Raw genomic sequence first — 17,998 nt, forward strand, 5'->3', positions numbered from 1 at the left:
ACACTGTTCCAGACTTATTCTTCTTCTTTTCCGACAACTTCGACTTCATCGGCTGCAACTTCACCATCTTCATCGTCGTCGCTGGTGGACAGACCAGTCGGCGCCGAGATGTTGGCAATCACAAAATCACGGTCGATGGTTGGTTTGGTGCCCTCAGGCAGTTCAACCGACGAAATGGTCACAACGTCATTGATGTTCAGACCGGTCAGATCAACGGTGATCTTTTCAGGAATGTCACCGGCGGTGCACATCAGTTCGACTTCCGGGCGGACAACGGTCAGAACGCCACCCTTTTTGATGCCAGGGGCCGCACCTTCATTGATGAACTCAACGGGGATGAACAACGCGATCTTGGTGGTCCGGCGCAGGCGCATCAAGTCCAGATGGGTCGGCAGGTCTTTGACGACATCACGCTGAACGTCGCGGCAGATGACGCGGACGTCATCGTGGCCTTCAACTTTCAGGTTCCACAAGGTCGACTTGAACCGGCCCGCTTTCAGGCGCTTGAACAAGACGTTGAACGGGATCTGGATTGGCAACGGTTCTTTGTCGCCACCAAATACGATGCCCGGAACCATGCCGTCGCGGCGTGCTTGACGAGCGGCGCCCTTGCCTGTCCCCGTCCGTTCCAGAGCTACGAGATCAGGAATCTCACCAGCCATGATATATTCTCCAATGTTAGGGCGGGCATCCTCCAAGGCTGTATACCCGCGTGAAGCCGCGTCCTTAGCTTGATTCACCCGATTTGGAAAGAGGTATTTCTTGCCGTGCCGTTCGGCTGGGTTCTATCGCCTGTCCTGGAGTATTATCGGGTGGACGATTGAAGGATCCCCAGCTTCATCTGGCCAAAAATATCCCGGGGGAGGCGCCCGGAACGGGCGTCGGGGGCAGAGCCCCCTGATTGACCGGTTACGCTTGCCAGCGACCCCCGAAGTTTTCAGGTATCAGCAGATTGTGACGCCCCAACGCAGCCACATTTTTCTCACCACAAAGCGCCATTGTCGTATCAAGCTCCCTCTGGATCAGCTCAAGCGCCGTGGTGACACCTTTCTGACCCATGGCACCCAGACCATACACAAACGCGCGGCCAACATAGGTCCCTTTGGCCCCAAGCGCTAAGGCTTTGAGCACGTCTTGTCCGGATCGGATACCGCTGTCCAAATGCACCTCGATATCGCCCCCAACCGCATCCATGATCTCGGGCAGGACACGAATCGAGCTTAGCGCGCCGTCAAGCTGACGCCCACCATGGTTTGACACGACAATGGCATCGGCACCCAGCTTGGCGGCCATCCTTGCGTCATCCGCATCAAGGATGCCCTTAAGGATCACTTTCCCGCCCCATTGCTCCATCAGTTTTTCAACCTTCGACCAGTCGAGGCTGGGGTCAAACTGTTCTGCGGTCCAGGCCCCCAATGAAGACGCGTCCGAAATACCATGCACATGCCCCACGATATTGCCGAACTCGCGCCGCTGGGCCCGCAGCATTTCAATGCCCCAGGCCCATTTGGTCATCAGGTTGGCGATGGTTTTTGCGGTCAGTTTGGGCGGGGCCGACAGACCGTTTTTCAGGTCCTTGTGCCGTTGGCCCAGAATTTGCAGGTCGAGCGTGATTACCAGTGCGGAACATTTGGCGTCTTTTGCTCGCTGGATCAGGCGGTTGATGTAGTCCGTGTCCTTCATCGTATAAAGCTGGAACCAGAATGGTTTGTTGGTATATCCGGCCACATCTTCGATAGAGTTGATGGACATGGTGGACAGCGTAAAGGGCACACCAAATTCCTCGGCGGCTTTGGCGGCCTTCATCTCTCCGTCTGCATGTTGCATCCCCGTCAACCCGACCGGGGCAAGCGCAACAGGCATTGAAACGTCTTCGCCAATCATTTGCGAAGATGTCGACCGACCGGACATGTCGACCGCAACCCTTTGGCGAAGGCGTATTTTTTCAAAATCGGTCGTGTTTTCGCGAAAAGTCTGTTCTGTCCAGCTGCCGCTTTCGGCGTAGTCATAGAACATACGGGGCACGCGGCGTTCATATATGCGTTTGAGGTCTTCGATATTGGTGATCACAGGCATGAAAACAGGGCTCCGCGTACATTGGTTAGTTTTCTTTACCAATTCATTCCCAAGGCTGCAATGTCTTGGCGTCACAGTGAAGGGTCACAAAAAACCCGCCGCGGTATCCGCGACGGGTCATAACTCTCGTATGTTGGCTGCGAGATCAGGCGCTGTGCGCGCCATCCGAAAGAGATTTCACAAAGGTCAGCACGTCGGCCACAGGTTTACCAGCGCCGATCTGGCTGACGATCGCTGACCCGACCACCGCGCCATCCGACACCGAGGCAATATTGCGCGATTTCTCAGGCGTGTTGATCCCGAACCCCACGATTACCGGCAGATCGGTCGCGGCCTTGATGCGGGCAACCTCGGGGCCAACATCTGTTGCTTCTGCCTCGGCTGCGCCAGTGATCCCGGTGATCGAGACATAATAAACAAAGCCCGAAGTGTTTTGCAGAACACGTGGCAGGCGTTTGTCATCCGTGGTTGGGGTTGCCAGGCGAATAAAATTCAGACCCGCCGCTTGCGCGGGCAGGCAGAGTTCTGCGTCCTCCTCGGGGGGAAGGTCCACCACGATCAACCCGTCAATACCAGCTGCTTTTGCATCGGCCAGAAACGCATCGACACCCCGGCTGTAGATCGGGTTGTAATACCCCATCAGGACAATGGGGGTTGTATCGTCCGTTTCCCGAAAGGTTCGTGCCAGATCCAATGTGCTTTGCAAGGTCATGCCCTGCTCAAGCGCACGTTGGCCCGCGGCCTGAATTGTCGGGCCGTCGGCCATCGGGTCAGTAAAGGGCAGGCCCAGCTCGATAACATCCACGCCAGCACCAGGCAGGCCTTTGACCACTTCAAGCGAAGTGTCATAGTCGGGATCTCCGGCCATGACATAGGCGACAAAGGCTTTTTTACCTTCGGCTTTCAGGGCGGCGAACTTGGCGTCGATACGGGTCATCGGATGTCCTTGCACTCGGGTTTCGACCTGATGTGCAGAAACTTTGACCGAAAATCAATCCCGCCCAGACAGGAATGGATCAGAAGCCCAGATGATAGCGTACCAACAGGGCATTCACGCCTGGGTTCTCGTCATTGGTGCTGGCGTTGGATTTATGGGTCAGCGCGACAGACACGCTGTTGCCATTGTTCAGGTTATAGCCAAGTCCCAAAAGGCTGCGAATCTGAAAATCGCCCCCAAGATCATTCAGGTCGTTGCTGGCATTATAGTAGCCGGGCATTACACTGCCTTCCAAAAACCAGCGATCGCTTAGCGCATACTGCCCGATCAAACCCGCGCCGATATGCGTGTCACCATCTTCATCTACAGTTAGGGCCGCACCCCAACCGGCGCGAAACCGCGTGGCCTGATGAAATGGCGTGTGGTGGTATTCGATCGAGATCAGACCCTGATCTTCGGATGTGTCTTCAGAATAGTCCGCGTATCCGGCACCAAAAACAACGGTTTGAGCCTGGGCTGACGCGCAGGCCGTTGCCGCCAGAACGGTTGCAAGAAAAAGGTGTTTCATCAGTGTCCGCCAACAAATAGTGATCGTGCGCTATTAACTGGTAATCGTAGGAGTTGTTTTTCAATTTCGGCAAGAACACAATTTTCAAACGATTTTGTGATGTGGCGAAATGGACTCGGCAAAGGTGCCGCCAGCAATCCCTTGCGCATTCAGGCGGACCTGCATAGAAGCTGCGATCGTATTCTATGCAGGAGGCCGTGATGGGCTTTAAAATGGGAATCGTGGGTCTGCCGAATGTCGGCAAGTCGACCCTGTTCAATGCGCTGACCAAAACCGCTGCTGCGCAGGCCGCGAACTTCCCGTTCTGCACCATAGAGCCTAATGTCGGGGACGTTGCGGTTCCCGACGCCCGCCTCGACAGGCTGGCGGCGATTGCGTCCTCAAAACAGATTATCCCGACGCGGATGACTTTTGTGGATATCGCGGGTCTGGTGAAAGGCGCGTCAAAGGGCGAAGGGCTGGGCAACCAGTTTCTGGCGAATATTCGCGAAACGGATGCGATTGCACATGTGCTGCGCTGTTTCGAAGACGGCGACGTGACACATGTCGACGGGCGTGTTGATCCGGTTGCGGACGCTGAAACGATTGAAACCGAACTGATGCTGGCCGATTTGGAAAGCATCGAAAAGCGCCGGGCCAATCTGGTGCGCAAGCTGAAGGGCAACGACAAAGAGGCGCAACAGCAAGATCGCTTGTTGGCCGAGGCGCAGGCCATGCTGGAAAGCGGCAAACCCGCACGTCTGGTCGAAGTCAGCGACGAGGACGCCAAGGCGTGGAAGATGTTGCAACTGCTGACAACCAAACCGGTGCTTTACGTCTGCAACGTGTCCGAGGAAGAAGCCGCACAAGGCAACGAATACTCTGCCCGCGTGGCCGAATTGGCCGCCGCGCAGGGCAATGCCCATGTCATCATCAGTGCCAAGATCGAAGAAGAGATCAGCCTGCTGGATGAGGACGAAGCCCAGATGTTCCTTGAGGAGATGGGACTGGAAGAGCCCGGCCTCGACCGTCTGATCCGCGCAGGTTACGATCTGCTGAAGCTGGAAACCTATTTCACCGTCGGCCCGAAAGAGGCCCGCGCCTGGACCATCCGCACCGGCACCGCTGCACCGCAAGCAGCAGGTGTGATCCATGGCGATTTCGAAAAGGGTTTTATCCGCGCCGAGACTATCGCCTATGACGACTATGTCACCGCAAATGGCGAGCAGGGCGCGAAAGAGGCGGGAAAGATGCGGGCAGAGGGTAAGGGCTATATCGTCAAGGACGGCGATGTGATGCACTTTTTGTTTAATACCTGATCAATTGGGCTGTTCCTGTCGGGTTAGCGGGGTATCCTGCCTTATCCGCAGCATTGGAGCTTTCCTTGATCGAAATCCGCGACCTGCAACTGCTCAGCGCATTGGCGCGGCATCGGCATTTTGCCAAAGCAGCCGAGGAATGCGGGATTTCTCAGCCCGCGTTTTCGATGCGCATCCGCAATCTTGAGGACCGGTTAGGTGTCTCGATCGTCCGTCGCGCCAACCGCTTTCAAGGGCTGACCGAAGAGGGCGAGATGATCGTCCAGCGGGCGCGGCGTATTCTGGACGACACCAAGGCGCTGGAACAGCAGGTGCTGGCCGCCAAGGGTGAGATTACGGGCACACTGATCCTCGGCGTGATCCCGACCGCAATCGCCTTCACGGGACGGTTGGTCAAAAGGCTGCGTGACGCGCATCCTCGTATCGTCACACGCATTGAAACCATGTCTGCCACCGCAATTCAGCACCGGCTGGACGAAGGCAGCCTTGATGCCGGGGTGACTTATGGTGACAGCATCGGCACGGACTTCCGGCAGGTTCAACCTCTTTACGAGGAAACCTATGTGTTGTTGGTGCCCACGCATCTGACGGACCAGAGCGGCCCGATTCCGTGGGCGCAGGTCGCAGAATTTCCGCTCAGCCTTTTGGAGCCGCAGATGCAGAACCGGCGTATTCTGGACCGGGTGTTTGCCGAACAGGGGCTGCACCCCGATATCGTTGCCGAAACCAGCGGTTTCACGGCGTCGATGGTCATGGTGCGGGAGGGGCTGGCGGCGACGGTTGTTCCTCGGGTTCTGGTACGTGCGCTGGGCGATTTGAAGGGAACGAAAGTGTTGCCGCTGATCGAACCTGTTGTCAGCAAACCGATTTGTCTGGCGACCCTCAGCCGCGACCCCGAGTTGCCGACGGTCAAGGCTTTGCGGGATGTGGTGACCTCTTTGCGGTGATAAGGTGTCGTTATCGTGCGATTGCCAAAAGCGATTTGACGATATGTTTGCCTGATGAGAGACGGAACCTCAATCGGAGGGCATCATGGCACCATTAGATACCAAGCCATCAGGCACACCCAAGGGCGTCTGGAAGTCAGGTAAAGGCAAGGGGCGGCACACACCCAAAGGCCGTCAGTTCACGGATGAGGCGCAGGCTGAAATCACACGCCTGCTGGGCGATCGTCCGCGCCGCCGCGATCTGTTGATCGAATTCCTGCATTTGATTCAGGACGAACACGGTCATATCAGCGCCGACCATATCGCGGCATTGGCCGTCGAGATGCGGATCGGTCAGGCCGAGATCTACGAAACCGCGACTTTCTATGCCCATTTTGATGTGGTGAAAGAAGGTGAGACGCCACCTCCGGCGTTGACCATCCGGGTTTGTGATTCCCTCTCCTGCGAAATGGCTGGTGCCCAGCAGTTGCAGAAGGCGCTGGAAGATGGTTTGGACCCTGCCGAAGTTCGCGTTGTTCGCGCGCCCTGCATGGGGCGTTGCGATACCGCTCCGGTATTGGAGATTGGCCACAATCACATTGATCATGCGACCCCCGAAAAGGTGCAGTCGGCGATTGCAGCAGGGGACACCCATGCGCATCTGCCCGACTATGAGACCTTCACGGCCTATGAGGCAAACGGCGGCTACGCCAAGCTTAAAGAGCTGCGCGACGGCGGTGATTGGGAACAGGTGCAAGAAGACGTCCTGTCCTCGGGTCTGCGTGGTCTGGGCGGCGCTGGCTTCCCGTCGGGTAAGAAATGGGGCTTTGTTCGTATGAACGAAGGTCCGCGCTATCTGGCGGTAAACGGCGACGAGGGTGAGCCCGGCACGTTCAAAGACCGCTATTATCTGGAGCGCACGCCGCATGTCTTCCTCGAAGGTATGCTGATCGCCGCTTGGGCAGTCGAGGCCGAGACCTGCTTCATCTACATGCGCGACGAATACCCGGCAGTGCTGGAAATTCTGCGCCGTGAGATAGCGGCATTGGAAAATGCCGGTATCGTCGCAAAGGGTTACATCGACCTGCGCCGGGGGGCCGGTGCCTATATCTGCGGTGAAGAATCCGCGATGATCGAATCGATCGAGGGCAAGAAGGGCCTGCCGCGCCACCGTCCTCCGTTTGTGGCGCAGGTTGGGGTCTTTAACCGTCCGACCTTGGTGCACAATGTCGAGACGCTGTATTGGGTCTCAAAAATCTGCCGCGAAGGGCCGCAGGTTCTGAACTCTGTTGAAAAGAACGGTCGCAAGGGCCTGCGCAGTTATTCAGTCTCGGGGCGTGTGGCGAAGCCGGGCGTTTACCTGCTGCCCGCAGGTTCGACCATTCTTGATGTGATTGATGCCGCCGGCGGCATGGCTGATGGCCATGTGTTCAAGGCGTATCAACCGGGCGGGCCGTCGTCTGGCCTTCTCCCCTCGAGCATTGACGACGTCCCGCTCGACTTCGACACGCTTCAACCGCTTGGCACTTTCATCGGGTCTGCCGCCGTTGTGGTTCTGTCCGATCAGGACACCGCCCGCGATGCCGCGCTTAACATGCTGCGGTTCTTCGAGGATGAAAGCTGTGGCCAGTGCACCCCCTGCCGGGCAGGCTGCGAAAAGGCGGTCAAGCTGATGCAGGCCGACAAGTGGGACACCGATCTGTTGGAAGATTTGTGCCAGGTCATGAGCGATGCCTCGATCTGCGGTCTGGGGCAGGCGGCCCCGAATCCGATCCGCCTGGTCATGAAACATTTCGCTGACGAAATCTGAGGGAGACAGAGCCATGCTTGACGCAAGCCCAACCAAGACCGTCACCTTCAACCTGAACGGCGATGACGTCACCGTGCCCGCGGGCACCACGATCTGGGAAGCGGCTAATGGCCGGGGCCTGGTGATCCCGCATCTGTGCCACAAGCCTGCACCGGGATACCGCCCCGATGGCAACTGCCGCGCCTGCATGGTCGAGGTGGAGGGCGAGCGCACGCTGGTCGCCTCGTGCATCCGCCCGGCGGCCGATGGGATGGTGGTCAAGACCGACACCGACCGCGCCGAAAAATCGCGCGCCATGGTCATGGAACTACTGGTGGCCGATCAGCCCGAGCAGCCGCATGACGTATCCAGCCATTTCTGGGATATGGCCAAGCTGAACGATGTCAGCGACAGCCGTTTTCCTGCGAAAGAGGCCGAGAAAATCCCGCTTCTGGATGACAGCCATGTGGCGATGCGTGTCAATCTGGATGCGTGTATCAACTGCAACCTTTGTGTTCGGGCCTGCCGCGAAGTGCAGGTGAATGACGTGATTGGCATGGCTGGTCGCGGTCATACCGCGCAGGTGGTGTTCGACCAGAATGACCCGATGGGTACCTCCTCCTGTGTTGCTTGCGGTGAATGTGTTCAGGCCTGCCCCACCGGTGCGCTGATGCCTGCCACCGTGCTGGACGATCAGCAGCAGGGGGACAGCAAGGATTACGATAGCGAAACCGAAAGCGTTTGCCCCTTCTGCGGTGTGGGCTGCAAGGTGTCGCTGAAGGTCAAGGACGGCAAGGTGAAGTATGTCGAGGGCATCAACGGCCCCGCAAACGAAGGTCGTTTGTGTGTCAAAGGTCGCTTTGGCTTTGACTACATCCACCACCCGCACCGCCTGACCAAACCTTTGATCCGGCGCGAGGATGCGCCTGCCAAGGGGCTGAACGTTGATCCGGGTAACCTGTCGACCCATTTCCGCGAGGCGACCTGGGAAGAGGCGATGGACTTGGCCGCGACCAAGCTGATGGCCCTGCGTGCCGAAGACCCACGTTCGGTTGCGGGCTTTGGTTCGGCCAAGTGCACCAACGAAGAGGCGTACCTGTTCCAGAAGTTCATCCGTCAGGGCTTCAAGCACAACAACGTCGATCACTGCACCCGTTTGTGCCACGCCTCATCCGTTGCGGCGCTGATCGAGAATGTGGGTTCGGGCGCGGTGACGGCGACCTTTAACGAGATCGAGAACGCCGATGTGGCGATCATCATCGGTTCGAACCCGATCGAGAACCACCCTGTCGCGGCGACCTATTTCAAGCAGTTCGCCAAGCGTGGCGGCAAGCTGATCGTGATGGACCCCCGCGGCGTTGGTATGCGCAAGTTCGCCGACGAAATGCTGCAGTTCCGCCCCGGCGCGGATGTCTCGATGCTGAACGCGATCATGAACGTGATCGTCGAGGAAGAGCTGTATGACAGCCAGTACATCCATCGCTGGACCGAGAACTGGGAGGCCGAGAAAGAGCACCTGCGCGCCTTCACGCCCGAAGCGATGGCCCCGATCTGTGGTATTGAACCGGATCAACTGCGCCGGGTCGCCCGCACCTTTGCGCAGGCCAAAGCGGGCCTGATCTTCTGGGGCATGGGCGTCAGCCAACATATTCACGGCACCGACAACTCACGCTGCCTGATTTCGCTGGCTCTGATGACGGGCAATGTCGGTAAACCCGGCGCTGGGCTGCACCCGCTGCGGGGGCAAAACAACGTGCAGGGCGCATCGGATGCGGGCCTGATCCCGATGTTCCTGCCGGACTATCAGTCGGTGACTGACGACGGCGTTCGCGCCAGGTTCAATGATGTCTGGCATTCGGATGACTTCTCGAACGAGAAGGGTCTGACGGTGACCGAAATCATCGATCAGGCCTATGCGGGCAATATCAAGGGCATGTATATTCAGGGTGAAAACCCGGCCATGTCCGACCCGGATGTGAACCACGCCCGCGCGGCGCTGGCCAAACTGGATCTGATGATCGTGCAGGACATCTTCCTGACCGAGACGGCGAACTATGCCGATATCATCCTGCCTGCCTCGGCGCTCTATGAAAAGAACGGTACGGTGTCGAACACCAACCGTCAGGTACAGCGTGTACGGCCTGCCGTTACCCCCCCGGGAGAAGCGCGCGAAGATTGGAAGATCACGGTCGAGCTGGCACAGCGCATCGGGCTGAACTGGGATTACACCGATGTCTCTCAGGTCTTTGCCGAGATGAAACTGACCATGGCATCGCTTGACAACATCACGTGGGAGCGTCTGGAGACCGAGACGATTACCTACCCGTCGCTCAGCGAAACCGACCCGGGTCAGGCCATCGTGTTCGGGGATGGTTTCCCCCGCTCGGGCGGTAAGGCGAAGTTCACCCCCGCCAGCGTCATTCCGCCGGATGAGGCCCCGGACGAGGAATACCCGATGATCGCCACCACTGGCCGTCAGCTGGAACATTGGCACACTGGCTCAATGACCCGCCGGTCCAACGTTCTTGACGCGGTGGAGCCCGAGGCGAATTGTTCGATGAATCCACGTACGCTCAAGCTGATGGGAATCGAACCGGGCGACATGATCCGCCTGACCACACGCCGTGGTTCGATTGAGATCATGGTCCGCGCGGACCGGGCGATTGCCGAGGATATGGTGTTCATCCCGTTTGCCTATGTTGAGGCAGCGGCGAACATCCTGACCAATTCGGCCATCGATCCTTATGGCAAAATCCCCGAGTTCAAATTCTCGGCCATTCGCGTCGAAAAGATCGAAAGCGCAGTTGCGGCTGAGTAAGATCAACACATATCAAGCAAAGAAGGCGGCCAGACAGGTCGCCTTTTTCTTTTCTTGACAGACGCTTGTGCTCGACCAACCTTGTCCGGGAATATGGTGGAGGAATTTTTTATGGCACGTCGTTTCGTCGATCTGTCCGTTCCGTTGGAAACCGGGATCGTGTCTGACCCGCCAATCATGTTGCCGCAAATCGAATATCTGACCCATGACCAGACGGCAGAACAGGTCATGTCTTTCTTTCCGGGCCTGGAACGGCAAGACTTGCCGAACGGTGAAGGATGGGCAATCGAACGGTTGCAGATCGCGACCCACAACGGCACGCATCTGGATGCGCCGTATCACCATCATTCCACGATGAACAAAGGTGAACGGGCGATAACCATCGACGAAGTGCCGTTGGAATGGTGCATGAACCCTGGCGTCAAGCTGGACTTTCGGCACTTCGAGGATGGGTATGTCGTTACCGCGGCAGATGTCGAAGCCGAATTGAAGCGCATCGGCCACAAGCTTTGCCCCTTGGATATCGTCGTAGTCAACACTGCGGCAGGGACACGTTATGGCGCGCCGGACTATCTAGTCAAAGGATGTGGAATGGGGCGCGAGGCGACGCTTTTTCTGACTGAACGTGGCGTGCGTGTCACCGGCACCGACGCCTGGAGCTGGGATGCCCCGTTTCCGCTCACCGCTCAGGAATACGCTGAGACCCGAGATCCATCTATTATCTGGGAAGGACACCGCGCGTCGATGGATATCGGGTATTGCCACTTGGAAAAGCTGACCAATCTGGAAAATTTGCCGCCCACCGGGTTCGAGATTTCCTGTTTCCCTTTCAAGATAAAAGGGGCCTCTGCCGGATTTGTCCGGGCCGTGGCTATATTTGACGAGGAAAACGCACAGTAAAGGGGGCCAGATGCAGCCGACTTCGACACCTCCTGGCGGGCATGATGGCCCGTATGCCGCGCCGGTGGAAATTCGCGGCTTTGAAGTACGGCCCGAATGGATCGACTACAACGGCCATATGAATGTCGGGTTTTACGGTGTCGCCTTTGACATGGCGTTGGAAAAGCTGATGGTTGACCATCTCGGGTTGGGCGAGGTGCAGGTCAAGGCGTTGGGGCAGGGGCCTTACATCCTGCAGTCTCATCTGCATTTCGTGCAGGAGGTCAAAGACAGTTCATCGTTTTATTTCAGGTTCCGTATGCTGGATGCTGACAGCAAGAGAGGACATTATTTCGCCGAGATGCTTTTGGCAGAAACTGACGAGATTTGTGCGACGCAAGAGGCGCTTTTTATGAATGTCAGCCACAGCACCGGGCGATCCACACCCTACCCGGATTGGGCAGCGGCGCGTCTTGCGCAAATGGTGGAGGATCACAAGTCTCTGGAACCGGCTTCGCAGATCGGCCAACCGATAGGAATTCGCCGGAAATAGTTTGCTGGGGTCGGACGCGATCCTAATAGTCCTTTGAAAAGAACACTCCGATGCCCGTTTCGCCACGACCGTCAACCGTGCCCTTGACCGAGAAATTGTCGGTTACATCAAGGTTCAGGTTCACCTCGGTATTGCCTTCGGTATTGACAGTGAAGTCGGTGTAGAGGTTTTCACCCAAATAGGCCCCGGCACCCAGTCGGCCCGCGCCACCCTCTGACGCACCAACATCAATCGTATCAACACCGGTAGAGTCGCGTAATCCCTTGGTCGCGTCCCCGCCAGCACCGCTGAGTTGCGCCAGCGATGCGGCCATCTGCGCAATCAGGAACGGTGAGATTTCCGAGAACCTGTTCCCAAAGAGCAGCATCGCCAGCGCCTCTTCAGCCGGACGCTCGGGATCGGAAAACACGTTAACCTCGGGTGAATCCAGTGGCCCTGCGATTTCGATGGTCGCGGTGCCGTCCGAGGTGCTGGCAGAGGATTCAAACTCGATATAAGGCGTCAAGTCACCCTGTAGGGTCACGATGCCTTTGGTCAGGGCCAGCCTACGGCCCAGAATATCGAAATTACCGCGGATCAATTCAATCTGACCTGACGGGACCACCGAGGTCGTCGTACCACCAATGGAGATCCGGCCGCCCAATTCGGCATTTACACCGCGCCCTCTGACGAACACAGCTTTGGGTGCCAGCAAGTTGACGTCCAGTGCTATTCTGGACGTGCGTTGCCCCTTGTCTTCGGTGGCTACCAGACCTGCGCGCTCACGCGTGATGAAACTGGCTCCGCTTTCGTTGACATGCTGTATCTCAGGGATTGGTGCGGCACCTACAGCCCCCGAAGCCGCAGCGAGGTTGATATTGGTCTCACCAAAGGTGATCTGCCCGGCCAGCGAACTGTTCCCGGCTAGGGCGCCGGTCATCGCAATCTGACCGTTCAAAGTCGTCTCGTATAAGAGCCGATCGGTCAGGACGAGGCTGTTGATTGTTGTCGCGATCTGCGCGTTGAACGGGGGCGTCAGATCGACAGGTCCATTGACGGTAAAGCCACCACCGGCCCGCACACCACCCTTCAGCGAGATGGTTGCACGGCTTTGCGCCAGATCCACCTGTCCGTTGATCCCGGTGATGGTCTGGCCTGCACCGGGAAGTGCAAGGGATGTTCCCGAAGTGGTAATCGACCCGCTTAGGGACGCCAGATCAGCCGGGCCCTTGAGGGCCAGATCAAAACGTGCGGACCCTTCAATCTTGTTAGGCGTGATGAAGACGTTTGCTATCCCCAGGTTTACGCCACCCTTCGCTGAAATATCTGCATTGCTGCTGGTTTCATCAAAGGTGCCTGCAACCGTGCTGACGATGTCCGCGGGACCTTGCGCCTTGGCGTCGATGGTCCAAACGCCACTGTCCCGCTTTGCATTGCCCGCAGCGGTAAGGGTGCCGGGAAACTCTGGCACAAACCTTTCGATGCGGTTGAACTTGGCATCAAAGTCCAGATCGGCGGATCCATTTGTGTCCACCGTACCGGCCACTTTGGCATAGGAACTCTCTGGCCCCAGCAGATGAGCTGACCCTTCCAGCCCGGATTGTGTCGGAGCGACGTTGCCGTCCAGCTTCAGAGGCCCGGAGAGTGTTTTCGACAGCCGCCCCAAATCATCCAGCGCAGCGGTAAAGGTCAGTCCGCCAGCATCGCGGTCCAGTTTGCCGGATGCATCCGCAGAAAGGGCGGTGCCGATCAGCTGGAATGTGCGAATATTCAGACCGGCCTCGTCATTCACCGCATCCACCGTCAGGTTCGTTCGCCCCTGGATCAGGTTGTCAACCGCATTGATGCCGGATTTGATGTCATCAGCAGCCAAGTTGCCTTTGACGTCAAATGCCTTGCTGCCAACCGTACCTTTGCCTGCAACGTCCGCGATGATCGAACCTGCAAGATCTCTCCCGGCAAGAGTTGAAAAGGGTGACAGGTCCGGGATGTTCAGACTGACCTGCCCGTCCACGGCCAAAGCATCCGTCGGATCGTCAATTGTTGCTGCGGCGCTTGCCACAAGGGCTGAACCTTTGATCACCGCGTCGCGGATTTCAATCTGCTTCTGGCTCAGCGCGCCGTCGAACGTGATCTCGGTCCGGCCGACCAGCAGCGGGTCAATCTCGGGCATGCCCGTTTTGACATCCCGGCTCATCACGCTGGCGGTGCCATCAAATTCGAGCGTCTGAACAGTGCCTTTGCCGTCCAGTTTCGCCTGTACCGCACCGCCAAGCTCACGTTTGGCGAGGCCCGAGAACACGGAAAGGTCCTGCGCGTTGACTGTTGCTTGCCCATCAATCGTCACGTTGCCGTCAGGGGTGGTAACCGTGCCATCCGCCTGCGCGCGCAGAGTGTCGCCGATCAGCGTAAAATCCCGGATCGTTACGCCATCCGCTCCGCGTTTGGCGTCCAGCGTGATTGTTGTGTTGCCCCTTATCACCGGGTCAATGTCGTCGCGCCCTGTGGAAAGATCGCGCCCTTCGACCTCAAGCTTGCCATCGAAACTGCCTTCAAGCGGAGAGCCCTGACCCGAGAGCCGGGCAGAGGCCTGACCGCCCAGTTCCAGCTGCGCCAGACCCGAAAACCGCGACAGATCGGTCGCCTGCAACGTCGCAGCACCATTGACGGCCAAACCACTGGACAAGCCGCTGATCTCGGCATCAACGCCCAGTTCATAGTCCGAGCCGACCATCTCGACCCCTGACAGGTTCAGGGTCTGATCCCTGCCATATTGGAACGTACCGTCCAGCGTAATGCGGTCGCCAACGGCGGTGTTCAGGGCGTCGTCAGCCAGGTCGATACCGTCCAAAGCAGCCTGCAAATCACCGTCGATCCGCAAAACGTCACCCTGTTCCAAGGTCCCTTGCGCCGTAATCTGCGCGCGTTGCAGGTTCAGGGTGTCGGATCTTACGGCGTTTGCGGTCAGGCTCAGGTCCCAGAGGTTGCCGTTTTTCTCATCAAACAACGCAGAAACCTGAGCAGCCTCGATCGATGTGTCGCCACCTGACAACGGAAGGACGACGCTTTGCCCCTCTCGCGGCGTAATGCGTCCTTGCAGGGCCGCCAGTTGCAGCCGACCGCCCGGCGCCAGTTGCAACGCCCCTTTCAGGTTCAGTGCCTGAGAACTGAGTTCCAGATCACTGATATCCAACGCTCCTTCAGGCAGGGTTCGCCCATCCACGATCAACCGCGTTTTGGGGCCGAAAAATGTATCCATATTCTCGGCGACAAAGGGCGTCAGGTCACCGCCCAGATCTGCCGTAAAGGCGATGCCCTCCTCCGCGCTAGCCGCGGCTGTTGGGGCAGAACGCAACCGAACCTGCCCGGTCACCCGTGGCTGCCCATCACTGCTCAGGCCAATATCGGCCGTAAAATCCGTCACCGGCCCGGACCCTTTCGCGGACAATCCGATCGGAGGGCTGTCCGGCATTTTTAGCGCGGTCGAGATCAGACCCCCCGCAGCTTCGGTGACCTGAAGGTCAAGATCGATCTGGCTGTCAGTGTTCCTAAAACCCGCAGCCAAAGAGATTTCATCACCGGCCCGATCCAGTCGGGTGATGTCCAGTTTGGTGTCCAGCGTGCCGTCGGCCAGCGACAGGTTGCCATTGACGGCCAGTTCCGCCGCAACGCCGATCAAAGGTTTGCCCAATGCCAGCTCGCCAATACGGATTTCGCCGATTTCGATGGCCACAGGCAGTTCAGGCAGTTGAAAAGCCTGGGTCTCGGCAGAAGGGGACGGCGTGTCCTTGGTCGTGGTGCCCGGCGCACGGGCCACGTCGATTTCCTGTGCGGTCAGCGCGTTGACCGAAAACCGCCCGCGGATCAGCGCCAACCGGTTCCAATCCAGTTCCGCTCCCCGAATGGTCAGCCAGACCCCTTCATCATCGGCCACCGTGATCTCGGCAATGGTGGCGCGTGAACTCAGCGCGCCTTGCAGGCCTTTGACGGTGACATTCTGATCGTCGCCCGACAGCGTGTCCTGTAGGAACCGCTCGATCATGCTGCCGCCTTCGTCCTCCTGCGCGGGGCCGGCCACTGGCACAAGCATCAGCGTGCCAATCAGCAGAGGGTATGAAAGGTGCCGTCTCAAAACGCTTGCCCGATCCCGATATAGAATTGCAAACCGTCTCCGGTGGGGCCGCTTACCGGGAAGGCCAGGTCAAACCGCAGGGGTCCGAAGCCGCCCAAATCATATCTTACGCCGATACCGGCACCTGCATGATCTTCCGCGCCACTTCCAATAAAGGAAGAGGTATCGACGACACCGTAGTCGTAAAACCCAACCAGCGACAGAGAATCTGTCACCTTGCCCCGGATCTCGCCGGAAAGTCCAAGAAAGGACTTGCCGCCTGCGACACCGGTCCCGACAGGGATGCCAAGGCTTTCATAGGGTTGCCCGCGCACGGTTCCCGCACCACCGGAAAAAAACAGAAAGTCGGGTGTGACACCATCTGCTGGTGGACCAATGATTGATCCAATTTGCGCCCGCCCCGCCAGCACTATCCTTCCACCCGTGCCAAGGCTGGTATAGGCCCGACCGTCGAAGAACATGCGAATGCCAGTGTCTGTGCCAGAAAAACCGACAAACGGCATTATCTGAGAATCCAGATAGAAACCGCGTGTGGCACTAACTTTGCTGTCTCGCTCATCCCATTCCGAGCGGAAGGGCAGGATAAAGTATCTGAACTTGCGGCCACTTCCATAGGCGTCGTCAGCATCTGACCACTGTAACCCAGCCGAGGCTTCGGCATAGAGCGTGTCCGAGAATGTGCGGCGCGCACCATATGCCACAGACGCAACCGAGACATTGTAGTTTTCGGTGTTGCGGCGCTCCAGCAACGCGTTCCAGAAAGTATTGTCGTCCGGACCCAGACGATCGGGCTGATCCAGGCGCAATCCGATCCGCCCATCAAGATCTTCGGAACCACCGATATTTCGTATCGCGGCCTCGAACCGCAGGCGTTCCGCGCGTTTGAACATGTTTCGATGTGTCCAGGTCGCGGTCACGTCGAGGCCGTCGCGCGAGGCCAGCTCGAGCCCAAAGGTCAGCTGACGCTTTGGCAAGTCTTCGAATGTGGCGTCGAAATCCAGTGTCCCGTCGGGGTTTGCTGTCTCATGTTCCTGCAAAGAGACGACGTTGAACGTGCCGGTGCGGCGCAAACGCGTTCCAACCTTCTGGATTTTTTCTGGTGAGTAAACTTCCCCGCTTGGGAAACCGGCGATTTTTTCGATGGACCGGTGGCGCACATCCGTCTCGCCCTTAATGAACATTCTGCCAAACGTCAACCTGCGCCCCGGGTCCAGATCAATCTGCGCATCCAGACGGGCCTGCGCGTGGCGGGCGATAATGGTCTGATCCTCAATTTTCGCTTTTGCATGGCCCGCATTCCGCCACCCCTGCACACCGTCCGAGCCTGCTTTTTGAATGGCTCCGGTCGTTGCCAGTTTGCCGGGGGCGAAACCTTCGGGCAGCACGGTGCCAGACGCCAGCGGCTGAACAATGGCCGTGCCAAATTTGAAGCTTGGTCCGGTTTCAACGGTAATTGCGGCCCTGTTGATCTGTGCTGGCACTGTCAAAGAGCTCAACTCAGCGGCTTCCTGCCCGTCAAGCTTGATGCTGACAACCGGGCTGAAATACCCTTCATCATACAAGATCTGTACAAGCGTGCGGTAATCCGACAAGGCGGCAGACAGGATCTCAAGTGGCGTATCCAAGCCCCGCTCTTTCGCTGTTGTAACCGATGATGTCTTTTTCAGGCGTTCAACCAGTTCCTTCGAAGCGCCCGGCGCCGTCAGAGAGGTTTCCAGCGCCATCAGAGCAGTCGGGGTCAGTGAAATGACAATGGCACTCAGCCAGAACTTCAAACGGCCTTGCGGCGTGCGCCCTTGCATGAATTGCCCCAATTGTCCCAGTTCCAAATCTCAGCTACCGTGTCACGGACGGTCTTATAGTGTCAGGTTAGAACATCTGAATGCTATTGGGAAAAGGGATAAACGCGGGATCGGGTAATTTTGGTCAAATTGTCCCGGTTTGTGCCGACAAATCGTATTGCGCATCTAGATTGGCAGACTGGAATTGCCGCGTTGCAGGCGATAGTCAACCGTATGCAACAAATGTCCGGGCTGGCCTTTG

At 57.9% G+C, this 17,998-nt stretch carries 12 protein-coding genes; 6 read left to right on the forward strand and 6 right to left on the reverse strand.

Features of this window, described 5'->3' with window-relative positions:
* Window positions 1–14 precede the first annotated feature (14 nt).
* The 4 genes from ACR0J7_RS12700 to ACR0J7_RS12715 all read right to left on the reverse strand — a co-directional run bounded on the left by ACR0J7_RS12700 (window position 15) and on the right by ACR0J7_RS12715 (window position 3,581).
* Window positions 15–662, reverse strand: coding sequence for a 50S ribosomal protein L25/general stress protein Ctc (locus ACR0J7_RS12700; protein WP_267366092.1), 648 nt, complete (start codon window positions 660–662; stop codon window positions 15–17).
* A gap of 247 nt (window positions 663–909) precedes the next feature.
* Window positions 910–2,076 (reverse strand): alpha-hydroxy acid oxidase, encoded by a 1,167-nt coding sequence (locus tag ACR0J7_RS12705; RefSeq protein WP_480484008.1) that lies wholly within the window; start codon window positions 2,074–2,076, stop codon window positions 910–912.
* 145 nt (window positions 2,077–2,221) lie between these two features.
* Window positions 2,222–3,013 (reverse strand): tryptophan synthase subunit alpha, encoded by a 792-nt coding sequence (gene trpA / locus ACR0J7_RS12710; RefSeq protein WP_480900144.1) that lies wholly within the window; start codon window positions 3,011–3,013, stop codon window positions 2,222–2,224.
* 79 nt (window positions 3,014–3,092) lie between these two features.
* On the reverse strand, window positions 3,093–3,581 hold the full coding sequence (locus tag ACR0J7_RS12715) for an acyloxyacyl hydrolase (RefSeq protein WP_267365474.1): 489 nt from the start codon (window positions 3,579–3,581) through the stop codon (window positions 3,093–3,095).
* 200 nt (window positions 3,582–3,781) lie between these two features.
* Between ACR0J7_RS12715 and ychF the strand changes: the two genes are divergently transcribed.
* The 6 genes from ychF (at window position 3,782) to ACR0J7_RS12745 (ending at window position 11,844) form a co-directional block, all read left to right on the forward strand.
* Window positions 3,782–4,879, forward strand: coding sequence for a redox-regulated ATPase YchF (ychF, locus tag ACR0J7_RS12720; RefSeq protein ID WP_480914474.1), 1,098 nt, complete (start codon window positions 3,782–3,784; stop codon window positions 4,877–4,879).
* A 65-nt stretch (window positions 4,880–4,944) separates the two neighbouring features.
* Window positions 4,945–5,826, forward strand: coding sequence for a LysR family transcriptional regulator (locus ACR0J7_RS12725; RefSeq protein ID WP_267365476.1), 882 nt, complete (start codon window positions 4,945–4,947; stop codon window positions 5,824–5,826).
* An 85-nt stretch (window positions 5,827–5,911) separates the two neighbouring features.
* Complete coding sequence (locus ACR0J7_RS12730) at window positions 5,912–7,615, forward strand: NAD(P)H-dependent oxidoreductase subunit E (protein WP_480914476.1); 1,704 nt, start codon at window positions 5,912–5,914, stop codon at window positions 7,613–7,615.
* Window positions 7,616–7,628: 13 nt separating this feature from the next.
* Window positions 7,629–10,412 carry a formate dehydrogenase subunit alpha gene (fdhF, locus tag ACR0J7_RS12735; RefSeq protein ID WP_480914478.1) on the forward strand — a complete coding sequence of 928 codons (2,784 nt, stop codon included), beginning with the start codon at window positions 7,629–7,631 and terminating at the stop codon, window positions 10,410–10,412.
* A 111-nt stretch (window positions 10,413–10,523) separates the two neighbouring features.
* Window positions 10,524–11,312, forward strand: a complete 789-nt coding sequence (locus ACR0J7_RS12740; protein WP_480914480.1) for a cyclase family protein — start codon at window positions 10,524–10,526, stop codon at window positions 11,310–11,312.
* Window positions 11,313–11,322: 10 nt separating this feature from the next.
* Complete coding sequence (locus ACR0J7_RS12745) at window positions 11,323–11,844, forward strand: thioesterase family protein (protein WP_480559739.1); 522 nt, start codon at window positions 11,323–11,325, stop codon at window positions 11,842–11,844.
* Window positions 11,845–11,866: 22 nt separating this feature from the next.
* Here the strand turns inward: ACR0J7_RS12745 and ACR0J7_RS12750 are convergent, their stop codons facing one another.
* Window positions 11,867–15,913: a translocation/assembly module TamB domain-containing protein gene (locus ACR0J7_RS12750; protein WP_480914483.1), complete on the reverse strand. Its 4,047-nt coding sequence runs from the start codon at window positions 15,911–15,913 to the stop codon at window positions 11,867–11,869.
* Between the two features lie 38 nt (window positions 15,914–15,951).
* Window positions 15,952–17,757, reverse strand: a complete 1,806-nt coding sequence (locus ACR0J7_RS12755) for an autotransporter assembly complex protein TamA (protein ID WP_480914484.1) — start codon at window positions 17,755–17,757, stop codon at window positions 15,952–15,954.
* Window positions 17,758–17,998: the final 241 nt, after the last annotated feature.

Source organism: Ruegeria sp. O4 (genome assembly GCF_056535125.1).

Bases quoted from the DNA above. Each gene is read 5' to 3' on its own strand.
- ACR0J7_RS12755 (WP_480914484.1), bottom strand. From the start codon at position 17,757: ATGCAAGGGCGCACGCCGCAAGGCCGTTTGAAGTTCTGGCTGAGTGCC.
- ACR0J7_RS12740 (WP_480914480.1), top strand. From the start codon at position 10,524: ATGGCACGTCGTTTCGTCGATCTGTCCGTTCCGTTGGAAACCGGGATC.
- ACR0J7_RS12730 (WP_480914476.1), top strand. From the start codon at position 5,912: ATGGCACCATTAGATACCAAGCCATCAGGCACACCCAAGGGCGTCTGG.
- trpA (WP_480900144.1), bottom strand. From the start codon at position 3,013: ATGACCCGTATCGACGCCAAGTTCGCCGCCCTGAAAGCCGAAGGTAAA.
- ACR0J7_RS12745 (WP_480559739.1), top strand. From the start codon at position 11,323: ATGCAGCCGACTTCGACACCTCCTGGCGGGCATGATGGCCCGTATGCC.
- ACR0J7_RS12750 (WP_480914483.1), bottom strand. From the start codon at position 15,913: ATGCTTGTGCCAGTGGCCGGCCCCGCGCAGGAGGACGAAGGCGGCAGC.
- ACR0J7_RS12705 (WP_480484008.1), bottom strand. From the start codon at position 2,076: ATGCCTGTGATCACCAATATCGAAGACCTCAAACGCATATATGAACGC.
- ACR0J7_RS12700 (WP_267366092.1), bottom strand. From the start codon at position 662: ATGGCTGGTGAGATTCCTGATCTCGTAGCTCTGGAACGGACGGGGACA.
- fdhF (WP_480914478.1), top strand. From the start codon at position 7,629: ATGCTTGACGCAAGCCCAACCAAGACCGTCACCTTCAACCTGAACGGC.
- ACR0J7_RS12715 (WP_267365474.1), bottom strand. From the start codon at position 3,581: ATGAAACACCTTTTTCTTGCAACCGTTCTGGCGGCAACGGCCTGCGCG.
- ychF (WP_480914474.1), top strand. From the start codon at position 3,782: ATGGGCTTTAAAATGGGAATCGTGGGTCTGCCGAATGTCGGCAAGTCG.